General features: G+C 64.9%; 11 protein-coding genes and 3 tRNA genes. 11 read left to right on the forward strand and 3 right to left on the reverse strand.

Going from position 1 to position 11,723, the window contains the following annotated elements; genetic code table 11:
• Positions 1-22 precede the first annotated feature (22 nt).
• The 4 genes from gltX to LH390_RS05130 all read left to right on the forward strand — a co-directional run bounded on the left by gltX (position 23) and on the right by LH390_RS05130 (position 2,955).
• Complete coding sequence (gene gltX / locus LH390_RS05115; RefSeq protein ID WP_227282312.1) at positions 23-1,507, forward strand: glutamate--tRNA ligase; 1,485 nt, start codon at positions 23-25, stop codon at positions 1,505-1,507.
• Between the two features lie 183 nt (positions 1,508-1,690).
• Positions 1,691-1,762, forward strand: a tRNA-Gln gene (locus LH390_RS05120).
• A gap of 43 nt (positions 1,763-1,805) precedes the next feature.
• Positions 1,806-1,878 (forward strand) — tRNA-Glu (locus LH390_RS05125).
• Positions 1,879-2,061: 183 nt separating this feature from the next.
• Positions 2,062-2,955 carry a restriction endonuclease gene (locus LH390_RS05130; protein ID WP_227324392.1) on the forward strand — a complete coding sequence of 298 codons (894 nt, stop codon included), beginning with the start codon at positions 2,062-2,064 and terminating at the stop codon, positions 2,953-2,955.
• A 146-nt stretch (positions 2,956-3,101) separates the two neighbouring features.
• On the opposite strand, the gene LH390_RS05135 is transcribed toward LH390_RS05130, so the two are convergent.
• Entirely contained in the window at positions 3,102-4,232 is a 1,131-nt protein-coding gene (locus LH390_RS05135) for an NAD(P)-dependent malic enzyme (RefSeq protein ID WP_227282311.1), read from the reverse strand.
• Positions 4,233-4,358: 126 nt separating this feature from the next.
• Here LH390_RS05135 and LH390_RS05140 point away from each other — a divergent pair.
• From LH390_RS05140 to LH390_RS05150, 4 genes are all read left to right on the forward strand, one after another.
• Positions 4,359-4,431: transfer RNA gene (locus LH390_RS05140), tRNA-Glu, on the forward strand.
• 442 nt (positions 4,432-4,873) lie between these two features.
• On the forward strand, positions 4,874-5,341 hold the full coding sequence (locus tag LH390_RS05145) for a hypothetical protein (protein ID WP_227282310.1): 468 nt from the start codon (positions 4,874-4,876) through the stop codon (positions 5,339-5,341).
• 47 nt (positions 5,342-5,388) lie between these two features.
• Positions 5,389-5,511 (forward strand): hypothetical protein, encoded by a 123-nt coding sequence (locus LH390_RS11570; protein WP_269961644.1) that lies wholly within the window; start codon positions 5,389-5,391, stop codon positions 5,509-5,511.
• Between the two features lie 95 nt (positions 5,512-5,606).
• Complete coding sequence (locus tag LH390_RS05150) at positions 5,607-6,626, forward strand: CE1 family esterase (protein ID WP_227282309.1); 1,020 nt, start codon at positions 5,607-5,609, stop codon at positions 6,624-6,626.
• Here LH390_RS05150 and LH390_RS05155 read toward each other — a convergent pair whose 3' ends face one another.
• Positions 6,627-7,334, reverse strand: coding sequence for an IclR family transcriptional regulator (locus LH390_RS05155; RefSeq protein WP_227282308.1), 708 nt, complete (start codon positions 7,332-7,334; stop codon positions 6,627-6,629).
• A gap of 96 nt (positions 7,335-7,430) precedes the next feature.
• Here LH390_RS05155 and leuC point away from each other — a divergent pair, with 96 nt between their 5' ends.
• A complete protein-coding gene (leuC, locus tag LH390_RS05160; protein ID WP_227282307.1) occupies positions 7,431-8,918 on the forward strand; it encodes a 3-isopropylmalate dehydratase large subunit in 1,488 nt (495 codons plus the stop codon).
• Between the two features lie 26 nt (positions 8,919-8,944).
• Positions 8,945-9,604, forward strand: coding sequence for a 3-isopropylmalate dehydratase small subunit (leuD, locus tag LH390_RS05165; RefSeq protein WP_227282306.1), 660 nt, complete (start codon positions 8,945-8,947; stop codon positions 9,602-9,604).
• On the opposite strand, the gene LH390_RS05170 is transcribed toward leuD, so the two are convergent.
• Positions 9,582-10,523 carry an NUDIX hydrolase gene (locus LH390_RS05170; RefSeq protein ID WP_227282305.1) on the reverse strand — a complete coding sequence of 314 codons (942 nt, stop codon included), beginning with the start codon at positions 10,521-10,523 and terminating at the stop codon, positions 9,582-9,584. The genes leuD and LH390_RS05170 overlap by 23 nt on opposite strands.
• A 204-nt stretch (positions 10,524-10,727) precedes the next feature.
• Here LH390_RS05170 and LH390_RS05175 point away from each other — a divergent pair, with 204 nt between their 5' ends.
• Positions 10,728-11,717, forward strand: a complete 990-nt coding sequence (locus tag LH390_RS05175) for an NAD(P)H-dependent glycerol-3-phosphate dehydrogenase (RefSeq protein WP_227337405.1) — start codon at positions 10,728-10,730, stop codon at positions 11,715-11,717.
• Positions 11,718-11,723 lie beyond the last annotated feature (6 nt).

The following is an 11,723-nucleotide window of genomic DNA, read 5'->3' on the forward strand; positions in this document are numbered from 1 at the left end:
GGGTTGTCTACGATGTGGAGTCATGAGCGAAGTTCGCGTGAGATTCTGTCCGTCACCCACCGGAACCCCGCACGTTGGCATGGTGCGCACGGCGTTGTTCAACTGGGCGTACGCCCGTCACACCGGCGGCAAGCTGGTTTTCCGTATTGAGGACACGGATGCGGCACGGGATTCTGAGGAATCCTATGCGGCGATCGTGGACTCGCTGCGCTGGCTAGGCCTGGACTGGGACGAGGGCGTAGAAAAGGGCGGCCCGCACGAGCCCTACCGCCAGTCCCAGCGCAAGGACATCTACGCCGAGGTGCTGCGCAAGCTTATCGACGCCGGCGAAGTCTACCCGGCCTACTCCACCGCCGAGGAGGTCAAGGAGCGCCACATCGCCGCAGGCCGGGACCCGCAGCTCGGCTACGACAACTTTGACCGGAACTTAACCGACGAGCAGGTCGCCGAGTTTGAGGCCCAGGGCCGCAAGCCAGTGTGGCGACTGCGCATGCCGGACCACGACTGGGCCTGGCACGACCTGGTACGCGGCGACATGGAATTCAAGGCCGCCACCCAGCCGGACTACGTGGTCGCCCGCTCCAACGGCGAGCCGCTGTACACCCTGGTCAACCCCGTCGATGACGCCCTGATGGGCATCACCCACGTCCTGCGCGGCGAGGACCTGCTGTCCTCCACCCCGCGCCAGCTGGCCCTCTACGAGGCCCTGCAGCGCATCGGCGTGGCCCAGGCGACCCCGCAGTTCGCCCACCTGCCCTTCGTGCTCGGCGAGGGCAACAAGAAGCTGTCCAAGCGCGACCCGGAATCCAACCTGTTCAACCACCGCGACGCCGGCATCATCCCCGAGGGCATGCTCAACTACCTGGCGTTGTTGGGCTGGTCCCTGTCCGCGGACAAGGACATCTTTGGCACCGAGGAGCTGGTGGCCAACTTCGACGTGGCAGACGTGCTGGGCAACCCCGCGCGCTTTGACCAGAAGAAGCTAGAGGCCATCAACGCCGACCACATCCGGCTGCTCGAGCCGGCCGATTTTGCCGCCCGGCTGCGCGCTTACTTGACCGAATACACCGACTTCCCGGCCGACTACCCGGAAGACAAGTTCGCCTTCGCCGCGGACCTGGTGCAGACGCGCATCAAGACCCTGTCTGATGCCTACGGCCTGCTGCGCTTCCTGTCCACCCCGGACGCGGAGCTGGAGCTGGATCCGAAGTCCGCCCGCAAGAACCTCAAGGAAGACGCCGCGGAGGTGCTGGCCGCCGCCATCGAGGAGCTGGAGCGTATCGACGCCCCCGCCTTCCGCACGCAGGCCATCGAGGACGCCCTGTCCGGCAGGCTTATCGACGCCATGGGGCTCAAGCCGCGCAAAGCCTACGGCGCCCTGCGCGTCGCCGTCACCGGCGCTGCGGTCTCCCCGCCGCTGTTCGAGTCCATGGAGCTGCTGGGCAAGGACTCCACCCTGGCGCGCCTCAAGGCCGCAGCGGCAGTGACGCCGTACACGCAGGAGTAGTCCCTGGCGCCCGGGGTGGGACTCGGAAGTGGCCTTTGCACACCCACCGGGACCCACCGGGACCCCGCTCGGGCTGAGTGCCGCAGCGGCGGGGAAGTGGCGGCTGAAGTGCAGATTTGTCAGCGTGACATCGATGTGGTTATAGTATTCCCCGTTGCACGGCAGCGCATGCCGCTTCAACAATGGCCTATGGTGTAATTGGCAACACAGCGGTTTCTGGTACCGCCATTCTAGGTTCGAGTCCTGGTAGGCCAGCTGCAATCTTTCCTTGAAACTTCATTGGGGGAAGGTTCGCCGCGCCCCGTTCGTCTAGCGGCCTAGGACGCCGGCCTCTCACGCCGGTAACACGGGTTCAAATCCCGTACGGGGTACAACGCAACAGCCAGGTTCCTTGGGTTCCCCAGGAGCCTGGCTGTTTCGGTTTGTCTGGGGAGTGCTGCCGGGTGGGGTGGTAGCGTGAGACGCACTGTTTTAGGTGACGTGCGGGATTGACCAATCGTGGATATTGGAGAGGCGGCACACTAGTGGCCAATATGCCCACCTGGGAAGAGTTTATGATTCCCACTCTTCGCGTCTTGAGTGATGGAGTAGTACGTCATTGGCGCGAGTTTCAGCCGCTGGTCGCGGACCTTATTGGCCTGAGCGATGAGCAAAAGACCGAAATGCTGGATTCCGGTGGCAACCTCAGGTACAAGGACCGCATCGGTTGGGGAGTCTCACTGTTGACCAACGTGGGTGCCTTGTCCCGGCCAGAGCGAGCGCATTATCAGATCACTGATGCCGGACGGCAGCTGATTGAGCAGTTCCCACAGGGCATCACCGCACGAGAGATCGCTGCGTTGGGTGAAGATCCACATTCTCCCATCCGGGTATATCGATCAAGCAAGCAACGCGCAAAGACCGTGGCTACCCCAACCAGCGTTCCTGATGACGTGATGACCCCCACAGAGCAGGTGCAGGCTGGAATTGAGCGCATCGAGGAGGAGGTGTCTGCCGAATTGCTCCACCGCCTTCAAGGCAAGGAGCCGGCCTTCTTTGAACAGGCCGTGGTCGACCTACTGCTTGCCATGGGATATGGCGGAACAACCGGCGCCGGGACGGTGACCCAGCTGTCCAACGACGGCGGCATCGACGGGGTGATCGACCAAGACGTCCTGGGGCTCAGCCGCGTGTACATCCAAGCCAAGCGCTACGCGGACGGCAACACCGTGGGCCGGCCCGATGTCCAGGCCTTTGTTGGCGCGCTCAGCGGCAAGGCAGATGGCGGCGTGTTCATCACCACCAGCAGCTTTTCTGATGGTGCACGCGCATACGCAGACAAGGTACCTATGCGCATCATCCTCATCGATGGCAAGCGCCTGGCTAGCCTGATGATCCGCTACGGCGTGGGCGTTCAGGTCAAGGAAACCTACAAGGTTGTGGAGATCGACGAGGATTTCTTCGCCTAAGGCAAATCAGCCACGTGATTGATTGTTCTCTCCATTTTGGCGAGGTCGTGCGGTTGAGTTCCTAACAGAACTCGGAAAGGACGTCCCAGGACCATAAATGGCAGCACTAGCGCGGGACCAAAGTGACCCACGCGCCCTCACCACGCTTATCTGATGGCCGCCGCCACCGCGGGCACCACGTGCTTGTCAAAGACAGACGGGATGATCGCCTGCGGGGTGGGGTGGGCGACTGCTGCGGCGAGGGCTTCGGCGGCGGCGATGAGGTGGTCGTCGGTAATGTTTGTAATCCCATTGTCCAGTGCCCCGCGGAAGATGCCCGGGAAGGCGACGGCGTTGTTGACCTGGTTGGGGTAATCGCTACGCCCTGTGGCCACAATGGCTGCTCCACCCACCAGGGCCTCTTCTGGCATGATCTCCGGGTCCGGGTTGGCCAGGGCGAAGACGATGGCCTGGGGGGCCATGGTGGCAATATCTTCGCGGGTGAGTAGCCCCGCGTGCGAGATGCCGATGACAATGTCCGCGCCGCGCAGGGCCTCGCGCATGGTGGTGGCGTCACTGTGGTGGTAGGTGGCCAGGCGGGCCTTTTCCTCCGTGAGCACCATGCGGGCCGGGGAGATGACCCCCTTGGAATCGCAGGCGATGATCTCCGGCTGCGCGTAGGCGTGGATGAGGTCCGCAATGGACACGCCTGCCGCGCCCGCGCCGAGGAGCACCACGCGGCACTCGGAGAGCTTCCTGCCGGTTACCGCGGTGGCATTGATCAGCCCGGCCAGGCAGACGACTGCGGTGCCGTGCTGGTCATCGTGGAAGACGGGGATGTTCAGGTCCCGGCGCAGTCGGTGTTCCACTTCAAAGCAGGTGGGCGCGGCGATGTCTTCCAGGTTGATGGCGCCAAAGCTCGGTGCGATGGCCTTTACGGCCGCAACGATCTCATCGGCGGAGTGGACATCCAGAGTAATGGGCACGCAGTCGATGCCGGCAAAGTGCTTAAACAGCATGGCCTTGCCCTCCATCACGGGCATGGCGGCGCGGGGGCCGACGTCGCCCAGCCCCAGCACTGCGGTGCCGTCAGTGACCACGGCAACCAGGTTGCGCACCCACGTGTAGTCGCGCAAGAGCGCCGGGTCGCGGTGGATGGCGGTGCTCGCCGCGGCGACGCCGGGGGAGTAGTAGGCGCTTAAATGCTCCGCGTCGAGGGGGCCGGGGTCGCGCAGCACCGTGGTAATTTTACCGCCGAATTTTTTGTGTAGCTGCAAAGAATATTCGCCGATGTCCATGACGTCTAACAGTAGCAATTCGGTAGCAACGCTCCACCCGCGGGGTGGGGTTCTCATCCCCTGTGGCCTGCGGATTTGTGTGTGGTCGTGGGAGTAGTTTAGTGTTCATGGAGTCCTAAACGGCATGCCCCGTTCGTCTAGCGGCCTAGGACGCCGGCCTCTCACGCCGGTAACACGGGTTCAAATCCCGTACGGGGTACAACGCAACAGCCAGGTTCCTTGGGTTTCCCAGGAGCCTGGCTGTTTTTGTGCGTGGGGTGTCGCTGGCGCTGGGGTCCGGGGGTGTGACGGGGGTAGGCGGCCGTGGATCCCAGTCCTCATGTCAGTCATGGCAGCTGCATTAATCGCCGGCATGATAAAGGACTATCTCTTCTAGGGATGCCTGGTATAAATTTGGGCCAGATGATTGAGTATTGTTGCTTTTTAGCGCCCCACAATTGTCGCCGATCCCTCCCGGGCTTGGGGGTGTGATCATTTTCTTTGTCTTGTGTTGCATGCGTTCAATGATCTGTAGGTAAAACAAAACCCTCATTCGTGCTTCACCAAGGGCAAGGAGGATTATCATCACCACTCACACCCATTTCACGCGCGCCCTCATCTGGCTAGTCACGGTGCCTTCGCTGCTCTGTACCGCTCCCGCGATGGCAGGAGCTGCGCCGGAAGAAGTGCCGGAGCCGCCGGCGGCAGCCATTCGAGTACAAGATCAGTTCCCCGATGGCGAGGGCGGCGCCAGCTTTGGCGATGAACGCGCAGATGGCCTGTACAAGCTGTTGAGCTACCTGGTGAGTATCCCTGACGAGGTGCTGGAACAGGGCGACGAGGCGCTGGCGCAGTGGAAGAGCGAGCATCCGCTTCGTGTCCCCCGCGCTTCTGCTGTTGGGTGCACGGGAGCACTTCTCTGGCTCCTGGGATCGAACATGGTCGGCTACGCGAAAGTGCTCAAAATCAAGCAATACGTGGCAGCTCTCGGCGGAGTGACAAAGGCTGTACGCATCATGTGGGGCGCAAGCTTTGAAATGGAAAAGATCCAGGCTCTTGGCGGCGCGGTTGTTGGGCTTGCCGCGGAAATATCGGGAGTGAGGAAGGTTCGGGACGAATGCTTCAATTAAAAAGGGTAGTGGCGGCGGCTGTGATCCTTATTTCGAGTTGTAGCGGTTTGGCACTTGCCATTCTCTACTTCTGCGATGTCATTGGTGGCTTTATTTTCGTCCTTGTGGCCCTGCTGGTGTGGTACCTCGCTAATGACTGGCTCAACGGGCTGAACTCCCGCAGGTCCTAAGGGGTCGCGCGCCGCTTTCCGCCATGGCCCACTCCGCCCTCGGCCAAGGGTTTTGGCCAGCTGGGGTGGTTATAGCTGTGCTATTGTCCACCAGTGTGACTGGTGTGAATATTGTGGCTAGCGGTGCTCGTGCGACTATTGCCACTTCCGGCGATCCCATTTCCGATAAGGCGGCAGCCCTGCCTCGCCGCCTGATGGCCATGCTGGGAGCTTTCGTCCTGGCGCTGGGCCTGTTCGGCGCACTGCCCGGCGTGCCTAACCGAACCGCCGCGGGCGCGCAGGAGCAGCTGGCTCCGGCACCAGTCCCGGCACCTGCCCCGCCAGCCGAGTCCAGCTCGTTGCCTGCAGGCCCCGGGCAGGTGATGGAACAACACCTGGATCTGCCGCATGGCCTGGTGCGCAGCTACCTGCTCAGCGTCACGCACACCTATGATCCTGCCCGGCCGGTGCCGCTGCTCATCGCCATGGGCGGCTGGGGTGATACGGCTGGCTTCTTCCGCTCCTACGCGGGCCTGGGCCGCACTGCCGCGGCGGATGAGGCGATTGTGGTCTACCCGCAGGGGGTGGCCAACGCGTGGGAGGGCGCGCCTTATGCGCGCACGGCGCCGGGGGAGGATGTGGATTTTATTCGGCGCATCGTCGCCGAGGTGCAGGCCCATTACTCCATTGATCCGGCGCGCATCTACGCGCTGGGCATGTCTAATGGTGGGGGGATGGCTGCCACGCTGGCCTGCCACGCGCCGGACCTGGTTACGGCGGTGGCGGTGGTCTCTGGGGCCTACTACGCGCCGGTCAATCAGGATTGCGCCCCGCAGCCGGTGGGCTTCCTGGACATTCATGGGGATGCTGATCCGGTGGTCCCGGCTGCCGGCGGGATGCGCCACGGCGCGTCGCTGCTGCCTATCGACGCCGTCGTGGCCAGCTATGCGGCCCGCTCCGGGTGTGCCGGTACCCGCGAGCAGGCCCCGGGCCACGAGGTATTTGACGGCTGTAGCCGGATGGTAGAGCGCGCCCGCGTCGCCGGTGGTGGGCACCAATGGTATACCTCGCCGGATGTGGCGGACTGGGCGTGGACCTTCTTACGCGGGCAGTCCCGTCCGGCGGGGGACCAGTAGTTAGAGGGCCGCGGAGAGGCGGGCGGCGGCGTCGAGAAGCTGTGGTGCCCAGCGGGCGCCGGGGCTGGGCTTGAGGCGCTCGGCCACCCCGGAGATAGACAGCGCGGCTAAGAAGGTGCCCTCCGAATCGAAGACGGGGGTAGACAGGCTGGCCAGGCCCACCTCGCGCTCCTCGACGGATTCGGCCCAGCCGCGCTGGCGTACCAGGTCCAGCTCCGCGGCGTCGAAGGCGGCGTCGGGAAGCGTGTTCTGGGCGAGCTCGGGGGGTCCGTAGGCCAGGAAGACGCGGGCGGCGGATCCGGCGGTTAGCGGCATGCGTGAGCCCACCGGGACGGTGTTGCGCAGCCCGGAGGCGGGCTCTTGGGCGGCGACGCACGTGCGGAAGGCGCCGGTGAGCTGGTAGAGCTGCACGGAGTTGGTGGTGGCCTCCATGAGATCGCTCATGATGGGGGTGGCGGCGTCGATAAGCTGATTCTTTGCGCCCGCGCCGAAGGCGGCCATGGTCGGGCCGATGGCCCAGCGCCCGTCGGAGGTGCGTGCCAGCAGTCGGTGGACCTCCAGGGCGGTGGCCAGGCGGTGCGCGGTGGCTCGGGGAAGCTCAGTGTCCGCGCATAATTCGGCGAGGTTGCGGGGCTTTTGTGCGATCGCCGTCATGATGGCCACGGCGCGATCCAGCACTTTGATGCCCGATACGTTAGAATGTCTCACACCGCGATACTATCATCCCGCATGATGGGATGTTAGGGATGGGTTGCCGTAGCTCCCGTTCGCTGACGGCAGAGAACAAAAGAAAGGCGCGTTGGAATGGCTGCAGAACAATCCCGCAAGCTCACGCTGGCCGAAAAGGTCTGGCGTGATCACGTGGTGAGCCCAGGTGAAAATGGGGAACCCGACCTCATCTACATCGATCTCCAGCTCCTCCACGAGGTTACCTCCCCTCAGGCCTTCGATGGCCTGCGCCTGGCCGGGCGCCCCCTGCGCCACCCCGAACTGCACCTGGCCACCGAGGACCACAACGTGCCCACCACCGGGGTCGCCGGCGGCAACCTGTTAGACATCGCCGACTTAACCTCGCGCACCCAGGTAGCCACCCTGCGCAAAAACTGCGAAGAATTCGGCGTGCGCCTGCACTCCATGGGAGACATCCGCCAGGGCATCGTCCACACCGTCGGGCCCCAGCTGGGCGCCACCCAGCCGGGCATGACCATCGTCTGCGGCGACTCCCACACCTCCACCCACGGGGCATTCGGATCCATCGCCATGGGCATTGGCACCTCCGAGGTCGAGCACGTCATGGCCACCCAGACGCTGTCGCTGAAACCCTTCAAGACCATGGCCATCGAAGTCTCCGGCACGCTGCAACCCGGCGTCACCGCCAAGGACCTCATCTTGGCGATCATCGCCAAGATTGGCACCGGCGGCGGGCAGGGCCACATCATCGAATACCGCGGCGAGGCCATCCGCAAGCTGTCCATGGAAGCCCGGATGACCATCTGCAACATGTCCATCGAAGCAGGCGCCCGCGCCGGCATGATCGCCCCGGACCAAACCACCTTCGACTACGTCAAGGGCCGCGAAATGGCACCCAAGGGCGCGGACTGGGACGCAGCCGTAGAGTACTGGAAGACCCTGCCCACCGACGAAGGCGCAGAGTTTGACACCGTCGTGCACATCGACGGCGACGCCCTGACCCCCTTTGTCACCTGGGGCACCAACCCCGGACAAGGCCTGCCCCTGTCCGCCACCGTGCCCGCCCCCGAAGACTTCCACGATGACACCTCCCGGGCCGCCGCCGAAAAGGCCCTGAAGTACATGGATCTCACCCCCGGCACCCCGCTGCGGGACATCGCCATCGACACCGTCTTCTTAGGCTCCTGCACCAACGCTCGCATTGAAGACCTGCGCACCGCCGCCGACATCCTGCGCGGCCGACGCATCCACTCCGGAGTGCGCATGATGGTCGTGCCCTCATCAACCATGGTGCGCAACCAAGCTGAAGAAGAAGGCTTAGACCGCATCTTCACCGATGCCGGCGCCGAATGGCGCACCGCCGGCTGCTCCATGTGCCTGGGCATGAACCCCGACCAACTCGCCCCCGGCGAGCGCTCCGCATCCACCTCCAACCGCAACTTCGAAGGCCGCCAAGGACCCGGCGGGCGCACCCACCTGGTCTCCCCGGCAGTCGCCGCCGCCACCGCCTTAACCGGGCACCTGGCCAGCCCCGCGGACCTGGAGTCCACCGCCGCACCCGCCGCCGGATCTGCCGCCGCACCCGCCGCCCAGAGCAACTAGACACGCCCCAGGAGGACCACCCCACCATGGAGAAATTCACCACCCACACCGGCGTCGGAGTGCCCCTGATGCGCTCCAACGTCGACACAGACCAGATCATCCCCGCCGTCTACCTCAAGCGCGTCACGCGCACCGGCTTTGATGATGGCCTGTTTGCCAACTGGCGTGCCAACGACCCCGACTTTGTGCTCAACCAGGACACCTACAAGAACGGATCCATCCTGGTAGCAGGGCCGGACTTTGGCACCGGATCCTCCCGCGAACACGCCGTCTGGGCGCTGATGGACTACGGCTTCAAAGTAGTCTTATCCGCCCGCTATGCGGACATCTTCCGCGGCAACGCCGGCAAGGCCGGGCTGCTCGCCGGGCTGATGGACCAAGGCGACATCGAACTGCTGTGGAAGCAGATGGAGCAAGAACCCGGCTTGGAGCTGACCGTCAACCTTGAAGAGCGCACCGTCACCGCCGGCAGCAACGTCTACTCCTTCGACGTGGACGAATACACCCGCTGGCGGCTCATGGAAGGCCTCGACGACATCGGCTTGACCCTGCGCAAGGAAGAAGAAATCGAGGCCTTCGAGGCCCGGCGCCCGGCGTTCAAACCGCTCGTTGCGGCCACCGCCCCCGGAAGCGACGCCGACCCGCAGGCCGCGGCCCCGGCGCCTACTTCACCGGAAGCGGACTAGCCAGGTAGTTCGCCCACAGCAGTTTCCCGGCGCGCAGGCCCAGCACCCAACAGCTGGCCTTGCGCGCCTCGATGCGCTTGGGCGCCACCCCCAGGTGTGCCAGCACGCCGGGGATGACCTCGCCCTGGGCGAAGACCACCGGGTGGGCCCCGCTGCGCGCCAGGCGCTCGTAGACCTTGCGCGACGCCTTCTGGTCGGTGCCCCAGCCGTAGTCGCCGAGCAGCGGGTCCACCACAACCTGGTTGGCCAGCTCATCGGCCAGGGGCGCGGCGGTCGCCTGGCACCGTTCGGGCCGGGCGCTGTACAGGGCGGTTGGCCCATAGGCCAGCAGCTGGGGGACCAGCAGCTCGGCCTGGCGGCGGCCCTTCTTGTCCAGGGGGCGGCGGTCATCGTCGCCACCCCAGTTGCGCCGCTGGTGTGCGCGGGCGTGGCGCACCAGCACCAGGGTGGTGTCGTGGGCGGTGAAATCCGCGGCGGCCAACACGTCCCGGTCCACGTCATAGCTGAGCAGATCGCGGGCCTTGTCGGGGCTGACCCAGCGCAGCTGATCGGCCTCATCATTGGGCACAAACTCGCCGCCGGTGACCTGCGCGGACCAGTAGTAGACCACCTTGGTGCGGTTGCCCACCGGGTAGGTGACCACGCCCAGCAGGGGCCCTAAGCAGACGTCCAGGCCGGTTTCTTCGGCGATTTCGCGGTGCGCGGTGGTGGGCAGGGATTCGCCCGGGTCGACTTTGCCCTTGGCCAAGGACCAGTCGTCGTAGCGGGGCCGGTGGATGAGCGCGACCTCCACCTCGGGGTGCTTGCCGGTGCCGGTTCGCCACAACACGGCGCCGGCCGCCAGGGTTGCGCGCGTGTACTGGCCTGCCGGGTCCTTGGGGATGGCGTCGTGGCGGTGGAAGGAGTGGGCTGAAGCCATGAGGGTGGGGGGCACCTTTCTGAACAAAGCGGTGTGCGGTGTTGCTGGTGTCATATTGTTGTCCAGCCGGCGCATATTCGCACACCGGGGTCCGCTTCGGCGCCCAGCGTGGCATTATGCTGGGTGGATTAGTGCAGCAGTGGGTTGGCAGAAAGGGTGAGATGGACCGTGACGGCAGGCTATGAGGATTCTCAGCGCGGGTGGGTGGCCATTCTGGGCGCCGGGTCGTGGGGCACAACGTTGGCCAAGGTTTTTGCGGACGCTGGCAATGAGGTGCGCCTGTGGGTGCGCCGGGAGGGCCTGGCGGCACGCATGGAGGCGACCCGCTGCAATGAGGACTACCTTCCGGGCATCATCCTGCCGGACAAGGTGGGCATTACCACCGACGTGGAGCAGGCCTGTGCGCGTGCCGACGCCCTCGTGCTCGCCGTCCCCAGCCAAACCCTGCGCGCCAACCTGAAGGCCTGGCGGGAATTCTTCCCCGCGCAGGCCACGGTGGTCAGCGTGGCCAAGGGCGTGGAGGCCGGCACCGGCAAGCTGATGACCCAGGTCATCGAAGAAGCCGCCGGGATCGACCCGGCGCGCATCGCCGTGATCACCGGACCCAACCTGGCCAAGGAGATCGCCCTGGAACAACCCGCCGCCACGGTCGTGGCGTGCACCGACGCCGCCCGCGCCCAACGCCTCCAGCAGGCCCTGGCCACCGACTATCTGCGTCCCTATACCAACACCGATGTTATCGGCTGCGAGCTCGGCGGCTCGTGCAAGAACGTCATCGCCCTCGCATGCGGCATCGCCGCCGGCCGGGGCCTGGGGGAAAACTCCGCAGCCACGGTGATCACCCGCGGGCTGGCAGAGATCACCCGGCTGGGCCAGGCGCTCGGGGCGGATCCGCGAACATTTTCCGGGCTTGCCGGGCTGGGCGACCTGGTGGCCACGTGTTCGTTACCGCTGTCACGCAACCGGACCTTTGGCCAGTGCCTCGGCGCCGGCGGCACCCTGGACAGCGCTATGCAGGCCACTCACGGACAGGTCGCCGAGGGTGTGACATCATCAAAGTCGGTATTCGAGCTTGCCCGCGCCCACGGGGTGGATATGCCCATGACGCAGGCCGTCTACGCCGTGTGCCACGAAGGAATGACCGTTGAGGACATGATCGTCGCACTGATGGGGCGATCGAAGAAAGCTGAGTAGATTTTC

This window comes from Corynebacterium uberis, assembly GCF_020616335.1.
Taxonomy (GTDB): Bacteria; Actinomycetota; Actinomycetes; order Mycobacteriales; family Mycobacteriaceae; genus Corynebacterium; species Corynebacterium uberis.

Bases quoted from the DNA above. Each gene is read 5' to 3' on its own strand.
- gltX (WP_227282312.1), top strand. From the start codon at position 23: ATGAGCGAAGTTCGCGTGAGATTCTGTCCGTCACCCACCGGAACCCCG.
- LH390_RS05130 (WP_227324392.1), top strand. From the start codon at position 2,062: ATGATTCCCACTCTTCGCGTCTTGAGTGATGGAGTAGTACGTCATTGG.
- LH390_RS05135 (WP_227282311.1), bottom strand. From the start codon at position 4,232: ATGGACATCGGCGAATATTCTTTGCAGCTACACAAAAAATTCGGCGGT.
- LH390_RS05145 (WP_227282310.1), top strand. From the start codon at position 4,874: ATGGCAGGAGCTGCGCCGGAAGAAGTGCCGGAGCCGCCGGCGGCAGCC.
- leuC (WP_227282307.1), top strand. From the start codon at position 7,431: ATGGCTGCAGAACAATCCCGCAAGCTCACGCTGGCCGAAAAGGTCTGG.
- leuD (WP_227282306.1), top strand. From the start codon at position 8,945: ATGGAGAAATTCACCACCCACACCGGCGTCGGAGTGCCCCTGATGCGC.
- LH390_RS05170 (WP_227282305.1), bottom strand. From the start codon at position 10,523: ATGGCTTCAGCCCACTCCTTCCACCGCCACGACGCCATCCCCAAGGAC.